This window comes from Pseudomonas sp. NPDC090203, assembly GCF_044746765.1.
In the GTDB taxonomy this organism is placed as follows: Bacteria; Pseudomonadota; Gammaproteobacteria; order Pseudomonadales; family Pseudomonadaceae; genus Aquipseudomonas; species Aquipseudomonas putida_AD.
This window is the reverse complement of sequence record NZ_JBIVCV010000017.1, coordinates 38,434-60,379: the sequence shown is the minus strand read 5'-3', so window position 1 is coordinate 60,379 and position 21,946 is coordinate 38,434. Positions and strand designations below refer to the sequence as shown.

Annotated in this window: 15 protein-coding genes, 1 tRNA gene and 1 pseudogene; 4 read left to right on the top strand and 13 right to left on the bottom strand. The window is 60.0% G+C overall.

What is annotated here, in order from left to right:
• The first annotated feature begins 86 nt into the window (after positions 1 to 86).
• A tRNA-Arg gene (locus ACIPO9_RS24365) sits at positions 87 to 163 on the top strand.
• Between the two features lie 176 nt (positions 164 to 339).
• Here the strand turns inward: ACIPO9_RS24365 and ACIPO9_RS24360 are convergent.
• The 13 genes and pseudogenes from ACIPO9_RS24360 to tagH all read right to left on the bottom strand — a co-directional run bounded on the left by ACIPO9_RS24360 (position 340) and on the right by tagH (position 18,254).
• Entirely contained in the window at positions 340 to 951 is a 612-nt protein-coding gene (locus ACIPO9_RS24360) for a DUF4431 domain-containing protein (protein WP_400783986.1), read from the bottom strand.
• Between the two features lie 257 nt (positions 952 to 1,208).
• The gene (tagQ, locus tag ACIPO9_RS24355) at positions 1,209 to 2,147 is read right to left on the bottom strand and encodes a type VI secretion system-associated lipoprotein TagQ (RefSeq protein WP_400783985.1); all 939 of its coding nucleotides are present in this window, start codon (positions 2,145 to 2,147) and stop codon (positions 1,209 to 1,211) included.
• Positions 2,148 to 2,230: 83 nt separating this feature from the next.
• Positions 2,231 to 3,862: pseudogene (locus tag ACIPO9_RS24350) on the bottom strand (formylglycine-generating enzyme family protein); the annotation flags it as partial.
• An 88-nt stretch (positions 3,863 to 3,950) separates the two neighbouring features.
• Positions 3,951 to 5,153 carry an FtsX-like permease family protein gene (locus tag ACIPO9_RS24345; RefSeq protein ID WP_400783984.1) on the bottom strand — a complete coding sequence of 401 codons (1,203 nt, stop codon included), beginning with the start codon at positions 5,151 to 5,153 and terminating at the stop codon, positions 3,951 to 3,953.
• Positions 5,150 to 5,869: an ABC transporter ATP-binding protein gene (locus ACIPO9_RS24340; protein ID WP_400783983.1), complete on the bottom strand. Its 720-nt coding sequence runs from the start codon at positions 5,867 to 5,869 to the stop codon at positions 5,150 to 5,152. Before ACIPO9_RS24340 ends, ACIPO9_RS24345 begins: the two co-directional genes overlap by 4 nt.
• Positions 5,869 to 8,811 carry a serine/threonine-protein kinase gene (locus ACIPO9_RS24335; protein ID WP_400783982.1) on the bottom strand — a complete coding sequence of 981 codons (2,943 nt, stop codon included), beginning with the start codon at positions 8,809 to 8,811 and terminating at the stop codon, positions 5,869 to 5,871. The genes ACIPO9_RS24340 and ACIPO9_RS24335 overlap by 1 nt, the downstream gene beginning before the upstream one ends.
• Before the next feature lie 10 nt (positions 8,812 to 8,821).
• Positions 8,822 to 9,553 (bottom strand): PP2C family protein-serine/threonine phosphatase, encoded by a 732-nt coding sequence (locus tag ACIPO9_RS24330; RefSeq protein WP_400783981.1) that lies wholly within the window; start codon positions 9,551 to 9,553, stop codon positions 8,822 to 8,824.
• Positions 9,554 to 10,207: a type VI secretion system-associated protein TagF gene (gene tagF / locus ACIPO9_RS24325; protein ID WP_400783980.1), complete on the bottom strand. Its 654-nt coding sequence runs from the start codon at positions 10,205 to 10,207 to the stop codon at positions 9,554 to 9,556.
• On the bottom strand, positions 10,204 to 13,707 hold the full coding sequence (gene tssM, locus ACIPO9_RS24320) for a type VI secretion system membrane subunit TssM (RefSeq protein ID WP_400783979.1): 3,504 nt from the start codon (positions 13,705 to 13,707) through the stop codon (positions 10,204 to 10,206). The genes tagF and tssM overlap by 4 nt, the downstream gene beginning before the upstream one ends.
• Positions 13,704 to 15,017, bottom strand: coding sequence for a DotU family type VI secretion system protein (locus ACIPO9_RS24315; protein ID WP_400783977.1), 1,314 nt, complete (start codon positions 15,015 to 15,017; stop codon positions 13,704 to 13,706). The genes tssM and ACIPO9_RS24315 overlap by 4 nt, the downstream gene beginning before the upstream one ends.
• Positions 15,018 to 15,024: 7 nt before the next feature.
• Complete coding sequence (tssK, locus tag ACIPO9_RS24310; protein WP_400783976.1) at positions 15,025 to 16,359, bottom strand: type VI secretion system baseplate subunit TssK; 1,335 nt, start codon at positions 16,357 to 16,359, stop codon at positions 15,025 to 15,027.
• 15 nt (positions 16,360 to 16,374) lie between these two features.
• Positions 16,375 to 16,872, bottom strand: coding sequence for a type VI secretion system lipoprotein TssJ (gene tssJ / locus ACIPO9_RS24305; protein WP_400783975.1), 498 nt, complete (start codon positions 16,870 to 16,872; stop codon positions 16,375 to 16,377).
• A 53-nt stretch (positions 16,873 to 16,925) separates the two neighbouring features.
• A complete protein-coding gene (tagH, locus tag ACIPO9_RS24300; protein WP_400784034.1) occupies positions 16,926 to 18,254 on the bottom strand; it encodes a type VI secretion system-associated FHA domain protein TagH in 1,329 nt (442 codons plus the stop codon).
• 392 nt (positions 18,255 to 18,646) lie between these two features.
• Here tagH and tssA point away from each other — a divergent pair, with 392 nt between their 5' ends.
• The 3 genes from tssA to tssC all read left to right on the top strand — a co-directional run bounded on the left by tssA (position 18,647) and on the right by tssC (position 21,797).
• Complete coding sequence (gene tssA / locus ACIPO9_RS24295) at positions 18,647 to 19,660, top strand: type VI secretion system protein TssA (RefSeq protein ID WP_400783974.1); 1,014 nt, start codon at positions 18,647 to 18,649, stop codon at positions 19,658 to 19,660.
• A 97-nt stretch (positions 19,661 to 19,757) separates the two neighbouring features.
• Positions 19,758 to 20,288 (top strand): type VI secretion system contractile sheath small subunit, encoded by a 531-nt coding sequence (gene tssB, locus ACIPO9_RS24290; RefSeq protein WP_400783972.1) that lies wholly within the window; start codon positions 19,758 to 19,760, stop codon positions 20,286 to 20,288.
• A gap of 15 nt (positions 20,289 to 20,303) precedes the next feature.
• Positions 20,304 to 21,797, top strand: a complete 1,494-nt coding sequence (gene tssC / locus ACIPO9_RS24285) for a type VI secretion system contractile sheath large subunit (RefSeq protein ID WP_400783971.1) — start codon at positions 20,304 to 20,306, stop codon at positions 21,795 to 21,797.
• Positions 21,798 to 21,946 lie beyond the last annotated feature (149 nt).

The window sequence follows — 21,946 nt, the reverse complement described above, 5'->3', positions numbered from 1 at the left end:
TTAGGTGTGACACTGCCGCGAATCTCCCCATAGCGATCCTGCAACTGGACGCCCTGTACCCAGATGAGTATCATGGCGCCCGCGTTGCACCTGTAGCTCAGCTGGATAGAGTACTGCCCTCCGAAGGCAGGGGTCGTGGGTTCGAATCCCGCCAGGTGCGCCATTTTTGATTCCAGTGCGTGCGAGATGTTCTGTGAATCCGCTGTGTATAAAAAGCCCGCCGATGTGCGGGCTTTTTTGTGGGTGGGGGTTTGGTGTGTACGCGGTTACATACTGAGTCTATCCGTAGAGGCAAATTACGGTTTTCATCCCTCCCGGTGATTCGCCACGCAGCGTCTCCTACTCCGCATCCCCCAACCCCAACAACACCTGCGCCTGATCCAGCCACACCGCCAGCGGCTTGCCGCCATTGCCCGCAACCTCGGCACGCACCCACCCGCCATTCGCTATAGACGTCACGCTGACCGGGGTGCCTTGGGCGATGAACTGGCGTTTGTCGCTGCACGTCGGGTTGGGCGCCTGATAGATCCACGCCCTGCCCCCAATGACTTTGCCCTGCAACGACGGCGTGTAGGTTTCTTCGTGCATGCCGACTTTCTGGTTCAGCAGTTCGCAGTCCACAGGCGCAGCCTTCATGCCGCTGACCAGTTGCACCTGCTGCATCAACACCTGGGTGTGGTGGAAGCCCGTCACGGCACCGAATAGCGTGCCGTTGAGCACCACCGGCTGGTCCAGATAGGGGCGCAGGTTGTCGTAGTCGGTGGCCTGGAGTACCAGTTGCACCAGTGTTTCGTTGTCTTCGACGCTGATGTCGGCCTCGTTCTGGTTGCCGGTCATGCACAGGGGTTCGGAGAGCGACAGGTAGAAGCCTACTTGTGGTTCGTCACCGGTGACCACGTCTTCAAAGCCTGGAGGGCCGGGGAAGACCTGGCGCGTCAGGGTGCCGCTCAAGGTTGCATCTGCGGGCTCGTATTGATTGCACTCGCTCGCGTGCGCGACAGCCATTGATGACAGACAGAGGGCGAACATCAGGAACTGAGAGAGACGCGAGATGGCGGTCATGGAGGCGGTATCCGGCAAGACACGGGAAGGCATGATGAGAGGTTAGAGAAATCTCTGACAGGCGCCAGCGATTCCACGCCATCCAAAGAAAAAACCGGCGCTGCTTCGAAAGCAGAGCCGGTTCTTCAGGGCTCAAACCCGATCAATCAGACATTCGGGCAAGGCACGGGAGCCCAATCACCCAGGTCCGGACTCTTGCACATGGCATTGACCTGGGACTGGCCGGCCGCTGCGATTTGCTGACCCGTGGCCTGTTTTGACTTGGCCTGTTGCAGCGTCTTCTCGGTGGCGACTGCTTCCTGTGGCACGGTCGGCAGTTTCTTCTTCACAGGCGCCTTCTTCTTCCCGGTAGTGGTCACCGGCGTGCTTTGCGCAGCTGCAACGGTGGCAACGTCCGTGCGCTGAACGCCTACCGTCTGCAGATCCTTTTCGTACGCCTGGGTGTAGTTGTTGATGTCTTCACCGGCCTTACCGTTCACTGCGGAGATCAGGTCGTTAGACTCTTTCAGGCCAGCGACGATCTCGGCCAGGCGCTTGCGGCCTTCGGCGTCGTTGATGGTATTGGCTTTGCGTGCCGAAATCAGGCGGGTGAATTCGCTCTGGTAGCACGACTGCGAAGCCTTGGCGTAGCCGGTGCTGCGGTCGATGTCCGCCGCGCGCTTGTCGATATCGCTGCCATAGGAGCCGATGCGCTGGTTGTCGTCGGCGATCTGCCTTTGTTTTTCGGTGTAGTAACCGGCAGCGCCACCGACCAGCGCACCACCGGCGGCGCCAATGGCGACGTTGCGGGCGCGGTCTTCAGAGCTTCCGACCAGCGCACCCGCCAGAGCACCACCCAGGGCGCCCACGGCAGCACCACCGAGAACCGACTTGCTCACGTCTGAATCGGTCTGGCGCAAATGCTGCACCGGTTCATAGCATGTCGGGTAATACTCGACCTTGGTGCTGGCACCGACTTTCGACACCGGCGCGTTGGCACATCCGGCCATCAATACGAAGCCGAATCCTGCGGCAGCCAGTGTGAGCCCTCGATGCTTGAAGTTCGAAACCGCAGTATTAACGGCAGGGTTATGGGGAAACTGCATGGTGATGCTCTCTTTTCTGGTTTTAAAACGCCGGTGCAACGCTGGTTACCCGGACTCCCTTTAAACTCGCTCGCAGACGGCCGTCATGGCTGAATGGCCGATGCGAGCAATTCCTTCAGGATCACCTGAGGATCCGCGCGGTTCTGCTGGCGGTAATTCCCCACGTGACGAACGAATAAGCTGGCCCGGGCAACAAGACTCTTGCCCAGAACGGGTTTGTGATTGAGTTCTTCCTTGACCCGCAGCAATTGCGCCTGAATCACCGTATCGGTGTAGCGGGTGCCGGTGGCGAGGTTGTCGATGTAGATGGCAACTGCGCCGTTCAGGGCGCTGGAGCCATTTTCGATAGCCGAAGCGAACAGCCTGGCGCTGGCCTCATCGCGTGCGGCGGCCGCCTGCTCCTGACTCTTGCGCAGGTTGGTCAGGCGTATGTTGTAGTTGTTGATGGTTTCAGCGACGAGGGCCGAGGACTGGATCAAGGTCCCAGCCGCCGCTTCGCGTTGTCGGGCGATCAATGCAACGTTGCGCTTGAGCTCTTCGTTCACAAGTCCAAGCTCGGCCTGGAGTCGTGGATCGAGGCTGGCTGCGATAATGGTGTCCAGACGCCGGGTGGGGTCCTGGGTGTCGTCGATGGCGTCGGTCAGGGAGGCGAGTCGCCCTTCCTTTTTCCATTGTTCGAACAGCTCGCCGTAACGCGAACGCGGCGCGGAAAGCGCCCCCAGAGCAACGCGAAAGCCGGTGGTTTCATTGCTCTGCTCGGTGCCATCGATGGCGAACAGCGGGTACTCACGGCGCATCCCGGTGAACAGCGTGCCCTCGCCTTCCAGATAGTTGCCGCCTTTGGCGACGAAGCCGCCATAAGAGCCTTGGCGGCGACCGGCCCGTATCAACTGGAACGATTCCTGAACCATTTCGGCAGCGTTGCCGATCACGTCGAACAGGCCGACCGGGTTGGGCAGTTTCGTGCCCACAGGCATCAACCGTGCGCCCTGCCCGGTACCACCGGCCACCTGGTTGAAGACCGCCCAGTCGCCCAGCGGCCCATCCTCCTCCCTACCTTCGATACGACGGGGAAACAGCCGACCTTCCAGCTCCATACGACTGACCGCATGCCCGCCACGAGCTGCATATTCCCATTCGACTTCCGTAGGCAGCCGCACGAAACCCACGCCGCCATCTTCATCACGCTTGCCACGTCCGCTCACCGGCAGCTGATCGCGGTGATACTTCATCAGCCACGCGGTGTAGACCGCCGAGAAACGCTCTGCCTCGAAACGCGACAATCTAACCTTGGGAAGGCGCCCTGGCATCCCCTCGGGCGCGTCGCAGGCCGGCGCGGGCTCGCCACTGGCCAGAGATTGGGCCTGGGACATGACCTGCGCATATTGCCGGACCGTGACTTCGTATTTGCCGATGAAGTACAGCATCGGCTTGAGAGGAGTGACACCGTTAGGTTGCGCAAGCCTGGGCTTGATGGTCTTGCGCCAGTGTGCAGGCAGATCGTCGAGAGTGAACTGGCCATTGATGAAATCTCGACGATAGCCGGAGATGAACGACTGCCGATAACCCGCCTCGCCTTCGATGAATGGATAACCCATGCTGATTTCCCTGTCGTCCAGGGCGCCTTCAGTCAGTACATAGACGTAGCGCAACACCATCTCGCCCTCGCAGGGCAGTGGCAGGGTCACGTCGTCGACGAGGGGCTTGGGATTATCCGGCGATGTATGGGCAAGCCCCTTTGACGGCACGCCAATCGAAAAACTCAAGCAGGCCACGGCCAGTGCAAGGTGTACCCGCCGCGACTCAAACATCTCGAATTCCTTCCGAAGCCTCGATGCCCGCCACGCGCCACCCGCCCAGTGCCGCTGCCGATGCGCTGGCGACCAGCACAGCGACAGCCGCGACCAGAAAATGTCCTGACAGGAGAAGGCTTGCGTACTCGTCCGGGCCCTGCACAAACAGATGGTTGAGGCAGCGCTCCGCGAGGTGATAGAGGCCGATGCTCACCAGGGTCGCGAGCACCCCGCTGTAGGAAGCCTGCAGGACGACGAACAACAACAGCGCGCCAGTGGTGAGCCCAAGCAGGCGCAATACTGACAATTCCCGCCGCTTGCGCTCGATCGCGGCCAACGCACTGGCGAACACCGCCGCGACCGCACCGACCACAGCCAGCGCGGCAATCACCCAGAAAACAATGGAAAGGTTGCGGCTCAGGGACCGAACCTGCGAGATGGCTTGCGCCTTGGTCGATACCAACAGGTGCTGATCGGCGAAATATCGGCGCAGAGGCTCGACGTCATCAAGGTTGCGTGCGTAAAGGCGAAAGGCGGGGAACACTCGCTCGGTATCAGCCTGAGACAAAGCGCCTGCCCAACCAAAGGCCTCCACCGCACGACCGTCGCGGTAGTCCTCGACGGCTTCGAGCAAGGCCAGGGACACGAACATCCCGTCACGGCCGAACGCTTCCAGACTCATCACGGTCGCCACCTGCAAGCCGATGTTCTGGCTCTGTACCCGCCCGCCCATCTGCCGGGCGAAGGTCGCATCGAGCCAGTCTCCAGCCCTGACACCCAGTTTCTCGGCGGCTGTCTTGCTCAGCAGGATGTGATCGATCCGCGTAACCGGCGTGATATCCCCCACTAACGGATCACCGGCTGCGGTGGGGATCATTTCTACGTTGACCTTTCGTTCCTGACCTGGGGATGCCAGCTCAGCCGTGGACGCAATCTGCCGGGTTCTCGGCAGGGCAAAAGCGACATCTGGTCGTAGCGCCAGCTGGCCGATAAACGCCGCGCTGAAACGCCCGCCCCCCATGGGTATCACCTCGCGCACGCTCGGGTCGCGCTCTAGTCGCTCGGTCAGGCTGCCAACCAGACCGAATTTCAGGCCGAACATCACCAGCAACGGCGCAATCACTGCAACCAGTGCAAGCACCATGCAAGCGGACACGCGAGCGTCGGCGCGATAGTCCTGCCACGCCAGGGATGCCACCAAAGCGATCTTCATGAATCTTGCCCAGCAAGCGTGGCGGTCACGCCGCCATCTTCATCCCGCACGCAGTTGATGCGCAGAAGTTGCAAGCCGGCGTCGCGGGCCAGTTGCTCATCGTGGGTGGCGATCACACAGCATGCCCCCAGCTCACGGCTTCGACCGAGCAGCAACTGCATGACACGCAGGGCGTTCAGCGGATCCAGCGCGGCAGTGGGTTCATCTGCGAGAACGAGGGCAGGGTTGTGAGCCAGCGCTCTGGCGCAGCTGACACGCTGACGCTGACCAACCGAAAGCGCGTGGGGTCTCTTGTCCAGATGCTCACTGACTTCAAGCTGCGCTGCCAACTGCTCGACGCGACCGTCGTCACCCATTCCCACCAGCTTTCGGGGCAGGCCGATATTGCTACGTACATCCAGGTAGCTCAGCAGTCCACCCGTCTGGAGCACATAGCCCACCTGTCGACAACGCAAACGGGCCAGACAGTTCAACTGCCGGGCGCGCCAAAGCCCGGCCACGTCGACATGGCCTTCATCCGTGGCGAAATCGAACCGTTGGAGCTCATCGGGCGAAAGCACCAGCGCCAGCAGATCCAGCAACGTGCTCTTGCCACAACCGCTGGGCCCGATCAGTGCGAACTGCTGTCCAGGCGCCATATCCAGGCGCGGAACCACCAGACTGTAGCGCTGCCCGCCCTGGCCACGGGTCTTTCGCACATCGCGCAGGCTCATCATCAAGGCAACACCGACAGCGGAACGCGATACAGCGCATCGGCAGGCGACGCATCGCCGAAACGAACCCAATTGTCAGGATCGTTATGAAAGGTTTCGTAGAGCCGGATCTTCGAGTCCAGTTCGTCGATGAAATCCTCCTGCTCGGCCACGCTTAGCGACAGCCACAAATCCTGAGTCATGCTCAGCGATTTGCTGCGGTAAGGCAGGCCCTCCAGGTACTCGCCGAGAACACCGCTCTGCGCCAGATTGCCGCCTTGGCGCAATACCGCCGGATCGCGGCTCATGTAAGCGCTGGCACTGACGATTTCCTGAAAGAAACCCGTGGGCGAGCTTTGAGTCTTGCGGGCCGCGTCGACGATTGTTTTCAGCGACTGTTGCAAATCGTTGAGTTGTAATTTGCTCAACAGCACGCACACTTCGAACTCGGGATAGGCAGGGTTTGTAAGGTCGCGGTCTGCCGTCCAGGCGCTGACCAGTTGCGGTGGGCGGGTCCCGGTCTGCTGGCCGAGAAAGTCCATCTGCATCGCGTAGCCAATGGCAGCGGACTTATCCACAAGACTTGGCGCAGCCGATAGCGAAGGCATATCGGGCTGCTTGTTGCTGCGTACCTGATGTACCAGATCGGCGAACACCGAGCCGATTTCCGCAACCCGTTCGCCGAACCTGTGCACATCTCCACCGGTCACCGGTACGTAAAGATCGCCGATCTGCGGATTGGTGTCGGCCGTCAAGGCGCGGTATTGCTGCTCGGCAAAAGCATGATTCCTGATGCCGGCCGGTGTTTTGAGGTGCAGCGCGTAGATCTTGATCTGCTTGCCCAGCGCGGCCTGACGAACCTCGGCCTCGTTCATTCGGGTGCTGCTGTAGGGGTCGCTTTTGCGCAACGAGCCCGCGTCGCTGACCAGCAGGATCAGCCGCCCTCCGTAACCTTCCCAGTCCATGCCGTTTACAGCCTGCATCACCCCGGCGAACCCGTCTTCGTTGAAGGAATGGCTGGAGACATCCGTGGCCTTGACCTGGCTGGCCAATTCCAGAAAGCGCTCGGGGTCACGCCCCTGCTCCAGGGTGATGAGGGTCTTGCTCAGGTATTCAAGGCCCGGCGTCTTGCTTATGTTGTTGCGAAAACCGACCAGCCCGAAACTGACGCTGTCGAGCTCGCCACGTTTTGCGATCTGGCCTTGAAGTTCGGCGACGACATCGCGGATTTGATCGATGTACGGCTGCATCGACACGGAGGTATCCACCACCAGCACCACGCCAGTGCGAAATGTATCGGGGGTTTTCCGGGCCGCTATGGATTCCCCGGAACCGGTTGTCTGAGGCGAATTGCCGGGGTCAATGGATGCAACGTTCAGCAACTGAACGGGTTGGCCGTTCTGGTCGAAGGTTTCCTTGGAGTCGAAGATCGGCAACAGGTAGAACTGATTTTGCGCAATGCCACTGTTGGCCGGTTCCAGCGCCAGCACCTGCTGCGAGTGATCCGCGTTCTCCTGGGCGTTGTGGAGCAGTCGTCTTGCCGCCGCCGGGTCGCTGAGAAGAGCTTCGAACTGACTGTCGTCACGCATGAACATCGCGGGCGCGCGGCCGGACCGCTCAGTGAACTTGAGCACCAGGCTTTGCTTCCAGTCACTGACCTGGCCCGCTTGCAGCCAGCCCCGACTACGTCCGTCGCTGGCAGTACCTACTCGCAGCCATTCTGCGCCGTTCACGGTTTTGCGCTGATAGACGTACAGCACCGAAAACGCCGCAAGCGCTTGCGGGCTGGGTGTAGCGCCTGGCTCACTGGAAAGGCGTGCGTCAGGTTTGCTCAGTACGCGCTGAAACAAGGTTCTCTTGTTTGTCATCAGCAGTGGCCGGTCACCGCCGTCGACATCGATGACGGCAGACGTCGTCTGCTCAGGCGCATGCGGTAATACCTGAAAAGGCTTGGCTGAGGGCACATCCGCGGTAGCCGCCTGAACAGGCGCATCCTCACCCAGCCACAGATACCCACCGACGCTCACACCCAGTACCGCTGTGACCGCGACGCCCAGCAACGCCAGAACCGGGCCTTTACGCTGTTCGAAGTTGCGCGGCGTATCGCCTATCGAGGCTGCTCGTCCTGAAGGAGAGGGCCGCAGTACGCAAACTTGTGTAGCTTCCAGATCATCCGGCGGCAGGCTGTCCAACGCAGCGATCAGTTCGCCTGCATCGGAAAAGCGCTGCTCACGCTCCTTTGCCAGAAGTCCCTCAAGGATATGTTGGTAACGTCCGTGATGGATCGGCAGCTTCGGCAGCGGTTCGGTGAGATGAGCCAGCGCGGTGGACAACGCATCGGTGCCGTTGTACGGCAGTTTGCCGACGAGCATTTCGTAGAGCACCACACCCAAGGCATACAGGTCGGCACGGCCGTCGATTTCCAGTCCGCGCGCCTGTTCAGGGCTCATGTAGCTGGGTGTGCCCACGGCGAACCCGGCCTGGGTGAACTGCGTGCGGTCATCCAGTGATTTGGCGATCCCGAAATCGGAGAGCACTGCCAGACCATTGCTCCGGAACAGGATGTTGGCCGGCTTGACGTCGCGATGAACCAGCCCCTGGGCGTGGGCATACCCCAACGCCGTGGCGATCTGACGGATGTAGATCAGGCCCTGGGCTGCGCTCATACCCGCCACGATTCGCTCCCTGAGCGTACCGTTGGGCAGGTACTCCATGGCCATGTAATAGAGGTCCCCGACATTGCCGATGTCGTGGATGGTCACCGTGTGGGGATGGGACAGGCGCGCCAGGGTCTTGCCTTCACGCAGGAAGCGTTCGCAGAACGTAGGATCGGCTGCCAGCGTCGATGCCATGACCTTCAGCGCCACCTTGCGCTCCAGCGAACACTGAGTGGCGATATAGACCGTGGCCATGGCGCCTTCACCAATCTCACCCTCGATGTCGAATCCGGGAATCAGTATGTCCATGCTCTGACCTTCAGGAAGCTTTGACGACAATGGCGGTGATGTTGTCGGGTGCACCGCGGGTCAATCCCAGATGCACCAGGCTGCGAACGACCTGCCAGGGATCGGGGTGACCCAGGACATCGCGGATTTCATGGTCCTCAGTGGTTTTATTCACGCCGTCGCTGCACAGCAGCCAGGTATCGCCGGGCAGGATTTTTAGGTCGATAGCCGCCAGATCAAGCGTGTCTTGGACGCCAACGGCACGGGTGACGATGTTGGCGTGGGGATGCACCCGCGCTTGGGCTTCGCTGAGCAGGCCGCTGTCCTGCAGACTCTGGACGTAGCTGTGATCGCGGGAGATGCGTTGCAGATGGCCATCGCGCAGGCGATAAAGGCGGCTGTCACCGGCCCACAGGCAAACTCCCCGGTTGCCTTGAACCACCAGCAACACCACGGTGCTGCCCATCACACTCACACCACGATGCAGGGTTTCCTTGCGCACTGAGGCATTCACCCGCCCCAGCGCCTCACGCAAAGCGCCGGTGTAGGTGAAGAGTGAGTCCCCTGGGATTGCTCGCCGAAGGCTGTCGACAATCAGGTTGGCCACATAATCCCCGGCCGCGTGCCCGCCCATCCCGTCGGCGATAGCCCAGAGGCCGTTCTGCGCAAGTTCCAGGAACGCGTCTTCGTTGATCTGCCGCACCATGCCGACATGGCTGAAACAGGCGCTGCGGTAATGCACAGTTTCCACTAATGCAGGCATCTAGACCGACGCTCCTTGTCCCAGCAGATAGCTGCCGAATTCAGCAGGCTCAGGCAGGCCCGGGCAGCGCATCAGCCCAGGGGCGACACGATCCGACCCCCTGCCCCACCACAGGCTCGCACCTTCACAGGCAAGTTCGGCGAGCGCCTGAAACCGCGCCTGCGGATCGTTCGCGGTGGTGCGCTGAAGTCCGGCGAAGTCGCTGATCGACGGATACAAGGACGTGGGCAGGAACCCAAGGCTTGAAATACCGTCATCGAATGCCGAAAATTTTGCGCCTTGGGCAAGCGTCGCCAACATCAATGCTTCGACCTGCTCAAACCAGGCTTCAGGCGCACTGACAACCGCTGCCAGCGACTGACCTGGCTCAAGTGTCTGGGCGACTGTCATGGGAAAATATCGCCCCACCCGATCGATGCTCGGCATCAGCACGCCAGTCACCGCCTGTTCCCCACAGACGCCTGGTGCCAGCGCAAAGCGCCAGAGAGGGCTGACCAGGTAGGCATCCAGCCAGGCCTCCCCGAGTTGTTGCCGGCTTGCCTGCAGGCCCGCAGCCAGCCAGCGATCCCATGGCCTGATGAAATCCTGCCCTAAACCACGGCTGATAAAATCGCCACGGCTGGCCAACTTGCCGTAAAACCCCAGCGTCGTCATAAGCGCTCCGGCAGGCTGAATCCGCTGAGTACACGGCTTTTGAACGGGTTGAACGCACTGTTGGCGCGTAGCTCGTATGAAATACTGACGTTATCGACCCGAACCCTGAGGTTGAAACGGTCGGGAGAAACGCCAGCCAACAGTTCCGATTGATCCAGCAGGCGGAACCATGCCCATGGGCCATCGAGGGTGACACCTGAACGACCGCTGGCCACTGGTGGCAGCGTGGACAGTCGCACGACACCAACATTGCCGGGATTGGGCCACTGCATCGCGGTCGGGCGGCTCGGCCCATGGTCGTAGCTGATCTGCTGACCGTCCAGATCGAGCAGGAACTGTGTGATCGAGGCGTCCATTGCCACCGGCATGAGCTCGAAACGCACCGTCGGCTGCAGCCCCCCGGCACGAAAGAACGCATCGCGAATAGCAGCCGCGCGCTGGAAGGTCTGCAGCGCCGAGGAGCTGATCCCAAGCTTTTGTGCAGCTCCAGGCTGCCAGCGCCAGGCAGGGCTGGAGGTGTCGACATAAGGTTGCAGGTACTTGCGAAAATAGTTATCCATTACCCCGCCCACGCCGAAGAACAGACCGAAGTCTTCGAGCGTCGCATCCCGGGAGCTGCCTGGCACAAGCGGATAGCGGCCACTGAGGGACTGGCGATAGACGTTCACCACCTCGCTGACCCACGCGGAATTCAACTGATTGCGTACGCCGCCCATCATGGTGTTGGTGGTGGAGCTGAGCATGGACTTCACCAGCCCTTGCACCACCGGCGGCTGACGGCTGGCGTTCAGGCTTACACGGCTAGCTGCCGCGCTGGCTGAGTTTTTCGCCTCGACCAGCAACGCATCACCACTGGCATCGACCATCGCGCTGACCTGTACATAAAGCGCATTGATGTCCGCCAACAACCCGTCGATTGCAGCAGGCTCGCCCTCACCCTGGCCCATAAAAGCCTTCAGTTCGGCGAAGTGACTGGAGACTGGATCCTGCGCCTGCACGGGCTTGACGGGAGTACCTGTTTGTTCTTGCCCTAGAATCGAGCCCAGACGCTGTTTGAGTTGATCGACTCCGCCTTCGACCTTCCTACCCTGCTCAGCCAGGAGTCTGGCTTCGAGCTGAAGGTCGGTTTGCATAGCCACGGCTGCCAACAATTTTTTCAGTGGCGAGGCCGGCCCTGAAATGACCCGCAACACGTCGGCAGCCTGGGCCACGCTGGTGATCGGCACAAAGTCGATATCTGCCAAGAGCGCATCCCATTGACGCTGGTAATCCTGGAAATACAAGCGCTGCACATCGGCAGCCAGGCTGGCTACGTTCTGCTGATCTGCGCGGTCCGGCGCCAGGACCCACTGTTCTTCGGCCAGGGTCGAGGCCTGACTCAAGCTTGTGGCCAAAAATGCTTCGCGATAACCCTTGGCGGTGAAAAAACCACTCAACGGTTCGCCCAGCGACTTGCCGCTTTTACGCGAGAACACCAGGGCAGCATCACGCCCGCCCACTTCTGTGATACGAAAATCGGCCAAGCCCGACGGCAAATTTTGCCGTTTGACCCGATCGTAGACACGCTGCGCCACGGGCAAATGCCGTAGCTGGTGACGCAGGTCATCGATCAGCCGTTGATCCAGACGTGCCGTGGGTGGATGCCGCTCGAACAAGGCATGCAGGTGCTCACCCAATGCCTGACGTTGTTCCACAGGAAGATCGCGCGGCAAACTCTGGTCCCAATCCAGCGCCACCCAGGCCTTGATGAAATCAGGATCGTAGTGTTCCTTGTCAGCGAACATCAGATAGGCCTTCAGACCCTCATAAAGAAAATCCGGACTGCCACCGCTGCGCAATTGCTCCTCTACTCGGGCGACCAGCCGTGGTGCGAGCACCGCGATCAACAACTTGCGGTAAACGCTGCCTGCTTCGGCCTCTAGCATGTCGCCCTGATAAAGACCCGACCCTTGAGACATCCCGGGCGGGTTGCCGGCCAGACCTCGCACGGCATCGAGCAACGGCAGCACCGCCAGTACGTCACGGTGTGCCGGGCTCAAGGCTTGAAGGCCCAGAACCAGAGGCTCGATCTTTTGATCGACCTGAGCGATGTATGACTGATTGGCACGATAGCTGACCCACCAAAGCGCGCTGACCACCAGCACCGACGCAATCGTGGCGGCCAATGCACCGCGTGCCAGCCATTTGCGTCGACACTCTATCCGCGGGTTCACGCCTACCAGTCCCCGCTCGGCGAAAGCGACCTCCGTAAACAGCTTTTCGATGAAATAGCTGCGGCCAGTGCCTGTCTGGTCCGCTAGGTGTTGGCGGTCCAGATTCATGCTCTGGGCCATGACGCCGATCAACCGATCGATAGGGCTGCCTTCCTGTGTGCCGCTGGTGAAGTACACACCTCGCAGCAGCGCGCGATCTTCGAAGGCATTGGGTTTGAAAACGCCCTCAAGGAAGCCTTGCAGCGTTTCTTTCAAGGCGCCGAATTGCTGCGGGAAGCCGTAGATCAGATCCCGCCGGGCCGGATCGCGCTCCTGCTGCAAACGCTCGATCAACCGTTCGTTCAGACGCTGCTCCAGCAGCGCGAACTCACTGAGCAGGCTCGGCAGAGGACCGTCGCTATCCCTGCCATCGTCCAGTGCGAAGGTCATGCCCCAGACCTGTGCTCGCTGATCTTTGCTCAAGGTCTCGAAAAATTCCATGAAGCCTGGCACCAGATCGAGCTTGGTCAGCATCACGTAGAGCGGAAAGCGAACACCCAGCCGGTTGTATAACTCCTGAATCCGTGAGCGAACCGCAGCCGCATGGGCTGCGCGTTCTGCGTCGGTTCCCAACAGCAGGTCCGACAGGCTGATGGCAATGAACGCGCCATCGATAGGGCGCCGGGAGCGCTTTGTTTTCAGAAGGTCGAGAAAGCCGAGCCAGGCCGCCTTGTCGACCTGACCATGACTGTCCTGGGTGGTATAGCGTCCAGCGGTATCAAGCAGTACAGCCTGATCGGTGAACCACCAGTCGCAGTTGCGCGTGCCGCCCACACCACGAACCGCGCCCGCACCCATCTGTGCCGCCAGGGGGAAGTGCAGCCCTGAGTTGACCAGCGCTGTGGTCTTGCCCGATCCCGGCGGGCCGATAATCACGTACCACGGCAATTCGTAGACACTGCGACGTTCATCGCCACCCAGACGGGCCTTCTTCAACAGTTGAAGGGCGTCGTCCATGCGCTCGCGCAAAGTAGCCAATTCCTCATCTGTCGCGAGACTGGCAGGATCCGCAGCGTTTTCTGCCGCCAGACTTTTTAGAACCTGGGCCGCATGCCGCCGAGTCTGAACGATGCGAAACACGCGCCAGGCGCCCCAGACGGCGAACAGTAGAACGATCAGCGCCAATCGGCGGCCTTGGGGTAAAAGAAGGTCCAGCAGCGGGCCGATGAACCAGATGATGAGGGCAAGCGCGATCAGGCCAAAAACCGGGACTACCCAACGCACGACGAAACTGAAAAACGCCTTCACTCGAATCCCTCCGCCAGCACAGTGATTTCAACCCGACGATTCTTCGCCCGCCCTTCGGCCGTTGAATTTGAAGCCATAGGTTCAGTGTCACTGCGCCCATGCGCGGAGAATCGTTCCGGCTGACCGGTGTGGGCCGCGAGAACCTGCAGGACCTGTTCGGCGCGCGCCTGAGAAAGCGCCCAGTTGGACGGAAAACGTAGCGTGGCGATGGGAAGGTTGTCGCTGTGGCCTGTGACCCGCACCTGGCCTTTGACGTGGCGGATGGCACTGGCGATGCGCAGCATCAGTGGCTGGAAATCGTCGACGACACTGGCGCTGCCGGACGGGAACGTCCCATCCCCCCGAATGGTCACTATCGAGCGATCAACCGCGTCCTGTACTGTGATGCGTTTGGCCTTGATGTCCTCGACGAGAAGGCCTGCAAGGCGCGGGCGCTCGACAATCCTGGGTGGAGTAACGGCAGGGGTAATGGCCTGTATCGGAATTTCGCCCAGCGCATGAATGTTCTTGAACACAGGTTCCGCGTCGGACGCCAGCTTCAGGCGCAAACCCAGTAGCAACAAGAGCAGCAACGCCAGGCCAACGGCAAGTCCCACCCAAGGCGGTACGAATTGCGACAGGCGATCACGCACCACCGCAAGCCCGCGCCAGTGGGGGGAAAGCTCACGTTCGGATTCGCCGCGCGCGCTGCGAATAGCGGCGCTGGTGCGTTCGCGCAGAATCTCCAACTGGGTGCGACCGTCGCTCATCACTCGGTAGCGGCCTTCAAAACCCAGGCACATGCACAGGTACAGGAGCTCCAGCAGATGCAGACGCTCGCGGGGACTTTGCAAGCAATGCTCCAATAGCTGGAAAACCTTCTCGCCGCCCCACGCCTCGTTATGAACGGAGATCAGCAGGCTCTGTTTGCCCCACTCGCCATCTCCGCCCCACGGCGTGCTGAGCACAGCTTCATCCAGCGCGCTGCAGAGTGCATAGCGCGCCAGAAGTACGTCGTTGCGCACCACTCCCGCGGCCTCTGCGCGCTCCTGAAACTGGCGCAAGTAGCTCAACAGCTGAGCGCGCAAGCTGGCGGGTGCGGGATGCGCAATGGTGTTGCGCAGCCGCGTGAGCATTGCCAGTAATGGCCCGGCAGCCGCTTCCAGAGGATTGAGACCCAGGGCCTTGCCGCTCGGCAAGGGCGCGGGCGGCACAGGCAACGGTGGTGTGGCTCCGACTGGCTGCGGCTCACGTCCTCCGGGGCGCGGCATGAACTGCGTGCGGTCACTGGCAGGTTTGGAGATATCGAACGGTCCGTCGTGAGCAGGCATTGGCGGCTTATCCTCGAATAGCCCAGAAGGCCAGATTCAAGCCGGGGAACTCGCCGGCCACGTGGAAAGCAAAACCGCCCGATTTGGCAAGCATCGCCCAGTGTTCGCTACCGCGATCAAGTTCGTAGTAGGTCGAGCCCGCGTGGAAAGGAATCTGACGGGGTGCCACGGGCAACGGCAGCAGGCCGATGCCGGGCAATTGCAGATTCACCAGGTCGCGAATGTGCTCCACCGCACCGACCTTGCTCTGCTGAGCGAATCGCCCGCGCAGGCTTTCGCCGGGGATATCGGCACGTACGACCAGCACGAAACTGGCCTTGTCGAGCAGCGCACGGTCAGACAGCATCCCGACATGAATGCCGTAGGCTCTTTCTTCGATGGGTATAGGTGTGGCCTTGCTGTCGATCAGCATCGACAAGGCCTCGCGCAATGCCTGCATGACCGGTGCGAAGGTGGGGGTCAGTTCGTCATGCTGATAGCCTGGAAACGTCTCTGGCCTGCGCCCGGTGGCTGAAAATGTGGCGAACTCACCCGCCAGGCTCACCAGTTCGCTGTAGAGGCGCTCGGGATGCAACGGGCTCAGCTGACTCAAGTGGTCGAGCAGCGGGGCGGCACGATTAACCAGTTGCAGCAGCATGAAGTCGGCAATTTCGGCGGCGCCACCGGCGCCGGATGCCACTACCCGACCGGCCAGCGCTTCGCCACGCTGATGCAGCAACCCCACCAGTTCACTGCGAAAGGTCGTCAAGGCGTGAGACGCCGCCACGTCCAGTAACGGTGGGATGTAGCCCGCGTCGAGTGCCAATGTTCGGTCGGCGCGTTTCTCCGTGACCCGCACCATCCCGATGGACGCGTAATCGTTAAGTCCATCCTCCCCGGCCAGCAGTCGAAAAGCACGCGCCCCGACAGCCACCGGCGCGCGGCTTTCGAACAGGGCATTATCATCCCGCACCTCACGAACATGGCTGAGAAACCGGGCGCCACCGAATGCATCGCCTTCCACGACCGTGTCCCGTTGTCCTGCGCGCTTGAGCGGCAGTGCCAGGTACACCAGACCATCGCGCATCTGGTCGGCAATGTTCAGTGGACTGGGCGTCACATCGTCATGAGGAATATTGAACGGCGTACCGTCAGGCAAAAGGCCCCTGGCGCTGACAATCGCCAGCTTGCCTTGAGCGAGCAGCCCCTGATCCAGCTTCAGCTCGGAAAAGCCCCAGGCACCGGCTGACAGCGGACGGCTGCGCGCGTCGATGAGGTTTTCCAGATAACGGTCATGCTGCTGGAAGTGCTGCGTTCCAAGGAACATGCCTTCCGACCAGACCACACGATTATTCCAGGACATGGTTTCTCCGGTTGCCTATTGGGCAGGTTGAGTTAACGGGGCGACACTCACGGCTCGGGCTCGCAGATCGACCTGAAATTCGGCGGTTTTCTGCGCGCTGACAGTGAGTACGGTGCGCCACTGCGCCTGATCGATTTCGCGATAACCCACCACCAGGCCGACATGCCGTGTGGCGGGGCTGAGCGCGCGCTCGATATGGGTTCGTTGCCCGGGGTGCAGCAGCACCTCGTCCTGGTCTACAAGGTCCGGGCCTAGCGCGGCCTGGGCGCGGTCGGCCAGAGCGAAATAATCCGTACGCAGAAAACCGGCGGCGTTCTTCAGCTCGTAGATACGAACCCGCACAGGGGTGCTCTCGCCTGTGACGCCTGGATTGAGTTCAGCCGCGGCGTTGAAACGCAATGCAACAGCAGTGGTATCAGCGGTCTTGTCGACTGGCTGGGGAGGGCCTGCGTTTTTCGAACAAGAAACCAGTGACAGCACCATACCGGCTGCCAATACAAGCCTTCGAAACATCCTGCGTCCTCATGACGTGCTGACTGTCTATCCGTTTTTCCGATTGCCGCTTCTCAGGAGCGGCGAAGACGTACGCTGTGCTCTTCGTAGGCGCGACTGAACTCGCGCCCGAACAGGACTTGAAAGTCGTCCTCCGCCTCTCGGGCAATGTGGGCGTAAAGCTCGGTGAACTGTTGCCAGTGCTGTGCCTGACGAGAGCCGAAGAAATTGGCCAAGGCACCAGGCTTGCCCATGCGCTTTTCTAGTTGCGCGGGCTCGAAGCGCTTGAGTAGCGCCTTGATTGCCGCCTCGACTCCCACCATCACCGCCAATTGATGCGCCCGCAGATCGTCGAAGCTGTCGGCAACTGCCTGATCTGCCGGCATGAATGCCGAGTTGCCGGAGCGCAGCAGCAGAAGCAGCGCTTCGTCAGCATCCGGAGCGAATTTCAGCGGGTTGTTTTCAGCGGGCCTGATCATGGTTTGCTGCAAACGAAACTCACCCTTCAGACTGCTGCGTGCTCGCAGCACGTCGATCAATCCCTGGACCATCAGGCGATAACTGCGCCCGATGGACTCCATTTGTGCCAGCGCCTCATCCTGATCGATGCGTAAATGCTCAAGGCCCGCACCGCGCTGGAACGCCTGAAACGAGTTCCCGTCAAGGCGCGAAGTTGCGGGGACGGCAACGGACATCTCTGCTGGCAGTTCCGTTGCCAGGGGCACGGGGGTTTCGGCCACCGATTCCGACAACTCTCCGGGCAGGTTCCAGTCTTCGGGAATGGCGCTGGTCAAAACCTCGGGCATGGACTGAGCGTGACGCTCCGAAACGTGTGGAACGGGCGGGCGAAAATCGTGGTGCTCCACCGGGACGTGATCTGGAACTGCGGCTGCCGGTACGTTCGGCGCCGATAGAAAATCGAACGGATCAGGTAAAGCCCACTGGGCAGCCCCATCTCTGGATCGCTGCGTCGCCAAATGCTCGACAGCCACTGGGGCGGCGCTTTTCTCAACCCCTATCAACGACTCGAAACTGTTAACCGGGTTATTTCCAGAAACACTTTTCTCCATGAGTTTCATTTTTAAATCAATTCGCACGCTGATTTCGTACTCACCCATTCGAATGACTTCACCATCGATCAGCACCTCACTGTTTCCGCGCCGCAACCTGGCTCCCGCATTTACCAGCTCCACACCATTGGTGCTCGTGTCGGTCAAATAATAACGATCGCCCTTGGACTGAATCGTACAATGCCTCGAAGAAACAAGCCGTTCCGGATCGGATAATACCCAGTCGTTATCGGGTCCACGGCCTATTGCCAGCATTCCTTTGTCTATAGATATTTCCGGCACTTGCCCAGGAGTTATCTTGTGATAACTCGTAATGGTCAGATAGAGCGACACTTCGCCTCCTTGCTTGCACTTGATGCCCTGCGAACCAGGCAGCGCGGCCTGTGCAAGGCAGTCGAACATCCTGCTTCGCAACGCTCCAGAAGCCTCCGAATTTTGCGGGAGTATGTTTTGGCCGGCAATTCTAAACACACTTCCCCATCAAGGGTACAGCGAGATATGCATCAACCTCACATGCTGCCATTCACATCACAACGGTTACAAAGTTTGCCTAGCATACCTTGACAACGGATAATTTCCACACCAAAAATGTACAACTTACAAAATTTAAAAGACATCATCACGACATCATTCATTAAGAAATTAAGAAAATTCAAAAGTTGATGTAGGAAATTTCCTCAAGCAATGTAAGAAATATCGATTTCAAGATAAGGAGATCTGTTTTGTTGGACATTCCGCTATTGCTAACTGCAATTTCAGCAAACTCTCCATGCGGCGAGGATCTTGAATACGATGCCGATTTTTTGCAATTGGAGCGAGATTCCCAAGGTAAACCCGAGCGTACGATGGGTGATTCGGTACAACAAGCTGAAGCCCCACAATGGCGGCAGATAGAGCAATCCAGCATTGCCCTTTTGCAACGCAGCAAAGACCTGAGGATCAGCCATTTTCTCCTGCAAAGCGCTCTGGCGCTCGACGGTTTCACAGGGCTGGCCGAGGCTCTGAAGCTGACCCACGACTTGCTCGGGCAATACTGGCCAACCCTGTATCCGCAACTGGACGCCGATGACGAGAATGACCCGACGGTGCGTATAAACACGCTGTGCGGAATCGTATGCGACACCAACATCCTGCTATTACGTGAGTGCCTGCTGACACGCTCTCGCACATTTGGCCCGATCAGCCTGCGCGCGGCACTCAACGCCAGCGGGCTGCAGAGCTTCCCCGATGAGCCATTGAGAGCAGACGAGCTGGCAGGCGCGCTGCGCGACAGTGATCCCGAACAGTTGTCGGCGGTGCGCAGCGCATTGTCCGAGGCCCACGGCGTGGCGGATGCCATAGAACACTTCGTTTCGCAGCAAGTCGGTTCAGCACAGGGCGTAGACCTGTCAGCCCTGAAGCAACCTCTCAAGCAGGCGCTGCATATCCTTGCCGAGTACGCCCCCGACAGCAGCGCCTTCCAGACTTCGTCCCTCGAGCCTGGCACCCAGCTGGCCGCGCACGCCGTAGCGAACCGTACACCGGCGATTATCGGGGAAATATCCAACCGTGACGACGTGTTGCGCAGCCTTGAGCGGATCCTCGTTTACTACGCAAGGCATGAGCCGTCGAGCCCGCTCCCGGTGTTGCTGAACCGGGCCAAAACCCTGGTGCACGCTGATTTCGCGGCCATCGTGCGCAATCTCATTCCCGACGGCCTATCCCAGTTCGAAAACCTGTGCGGGCCCGAGACCCGATAGCGGCGCGACCGGAACATCGCGACAAACATCACCCAAATCCGTCACCGGCATTGCTCGATGACGCCATCACGTCGCAGCAGCGACCAGGAGGAGCAACGTGGCGAACACCAGTTCTCAGAAATTCATTGCGCGCAACCGTGCCCCGCGGGTCCAGATCGAGTACGACGTGGAACTCTACGGAGCCGAAAAGAAAGTTCAGCTGCCCTTTGTCATGGGAGTCATGGCGGATCTGGCTGGCAAGCCTGCAGAACCGCTGGCGGCCGTGGCTGATCGCAAATTTCTGGAAATCGACGTCGATAACTTCGATTCGCGTCTGAAAGCCATGCAGCCCCGTGTTGCCTTTCATGTGGCGAACGAACTGACCGGCGAGGGCAACCTCAGCCTGGATATCACGTTCGAGAGCATGGACGACTTCAGCCCTGCCGCTGTGGCGCGCAAGGTCGATTCGCTCAATCAGTTGCTCCAGGCGCGCACTCAATTGGCCAACCTGCTGACCTACATGGACGGCAAGACAGGCGCTGAAGAAATCATCATGAAAGCGATCAAGGATCCGACCCTGCTACAAGCGCTAGTCAGTGCGCCAAGACCCGGTGCCAATCAACCTCAAGACACAGAACTGAAGGCCTGAGCAGGAGCCAACGCCATGACCCAATTGCTGCGCGAAACCCAGGCCCAGACCAGCCAGAACGAAGACACCGATGCGTTCGCCTCGTTGCTGCTCAAGGAATTCAAACCCAAGACTGAACGCGCTCGCGAAGCCGTCGAAACGGCGGTTCGCACCTTGGCCGAACAGGCATTGATGCAAACAGACCTGGTGTCCAAGGACGCCATCACCTCGATCGAATCGATCATTGCGGCCATCGACGCCAAACTCACCGCTCAAGTGAACCAGGTAATTCACCATCCTGAGTTCCAGCAGCTGGAGAGCGCCTGGCGAGGGCTGCACTATCTGGTCAACAACACCGAAAGCGACGATCAGTTGAAGATTCGGGTGCTGAATATCTCAAAGCCCGAGCTGCACAAAACCCTGAAGAAATTCAAAGGCACCGCCTGGGATCAGAGCCCGATCTTCAAGAAGATGTACGAGGAAGAATACGGCCAGTTCGGCGGCGAACCCTACGGTTGTCTGGTCGGCGATTACTACTTCGACCAATCCCCGCAAGACGTCGAACTACTGGCCGAGCTCTCGAAAACGTGCGCCGCGATGCATGCACCGTTCATCGCTGCGGCATCACCTACCGTGATGGGCATGGGGTCGTGGCAGGAACTGTCCAACCCTCGCGACCTCACCAAGATTTTCACGACTCCGGAGTACGCCGGGTGGCGCTCGCTGCGTGAATCGGAAGACTCGCGCTACATCGGCCTTACCATGCCGCGCTTCCTCGCCCGCCTACCCTACGGCGCCAAGACCGATCCGGTGGAAGCCTTCGCTTTCGAAGAAGACACCGACAGTGCCGACAGCGCCAAATACACCTGGGCCAACGCGGCCTATGCCATGGCAGTGAACATCAACCGATCGTTCAAACACTACGGATGGTGCTCGCGGATTCGCGGCGTCGAGTCGGGTGGAGAGGTGCAGAACCTGCCGGCCCACACCTTCCCGACCGACGACGGCGGGGTGGACATGAAATGCCCGACTGAAATTGCGATCTCCGACCGCCGCGAAGCGGAACTGGCGAAGAACGGCTTCATGCCGTTGCTGCACAAGAAAAACACCGATTTTGCCGCGTTCATCGGTGCGCAGTCCCTGCAGAAACCCGCTGAATACGATGATCCCGACGCCACGGCCAACGCCAACCTTGCCGCGCGCTTGCCGTACCTGTTCGCCACCTGCCGATTTGCTCACTACCTGAAGTGCATCGTGCGCGACAAGATCGGCTCCTTCAAAGAGAAGGATGAGATGCAGCGCTGGTTGCAGAACTGGATCTTGAACTACGTCGACGGCGATCCGGCGCACTCCACCGAAACCACCAAGGCGCAGCAACCGCTGGCCGCCGCGGAAGTGGTGGTCGAGGACGTCGAAGGCAACCCCGGTTACTACAACTCCAAATTCTTCCTGCGTCCGCATTACCAGCTCGAAGGGCTGACGGTGTCGTTGCGTCTTGTAACCAAGCTGCCTTCTGCGAAAGGCGCTTAACAGCGCTGCGCCAATAGCAGCACAACAACATCGTGGTGAACATCACATTGGAGAACACATGGCTGTTGATATTTTCATCGTGATCGGGGAAATCAAAGGCAACTCGATAGCCGAGGTCGTCTTAGTTTTTTCCCATTTCAGCCCTGCTT

Bases quoted from the DNA above. Each gene is read 5' to 3' on its own strand.
- tagQ (WP_400783985.1), bottom strand. From the start codon at position 2,147: ATGCAGTTTCCCCATAACCCTGCCGTTAATACTGCGGTTTCGAACTTC.
- ACIPO9_RS24345 (WP_400783984.1), bottom strand. From the start codon at position 5,153: ATGAAGATCGCTTTGGTGGCATCCCTGGCGTGGCAGGACTATCGCGCC.
- ACIPO9_RS24340 (WP_400783983.1), bottom strand. From the start codon at position 5,869: ATGATGAGCCTGCGCGATGTGCGAAAGACCCGTGGCCAGGGCGGGCAG.
- ACIPO9_RS24335 (WP_400783982.1), bottom strand. From the start codon at position 8,811: ATGGACATACTGATTCCCGGATTCGACATCGAGGGTGAGATTGGTGAA.
- ACIPO9_RS24330 (WP_400783981.1), bottom strand. From the start codon at position 9,553: ATGCCTGCATTAGTGGAAACTGTGCATTACCGCAGCGCCTGTTTCAGC.
- tagF (WP_400783980.1), bottom strand. From the start codon at position 10,207: ATGACGACGCTGGGGTTTTACGGCAAGTTGGCCAGCCGTGGCGATTTT.
- ACIPO9_RS24315 (WP_400783977.1), bottom strand. From the start codon at position 15,017: ATGCCTGCTCACGACGGACCGTTCGATATCTCCAAACCTGCCAGTGAC.
- tssK (WP_400783976.1), bottom strand. From the start codon at position 16,359: ATGTCCTGGAATAATCGTGTGGTCTGGTCGGAAGGCATGTTCCTTGGA.
- tssJ (WP_400783975.1), bottom strand. From the start codon at position 16,872: ATGTTTCGAAGGCTTGTATTGGCAGCCGGTATGGTGCTGTCACTGGTT.
- tssC (WP_400783971.1), top strand. From the start codon at position 20,304: ATGACCCAATTGCTGCGCGAAACCCAGGCCCAGACCAGCCAGAACGAA.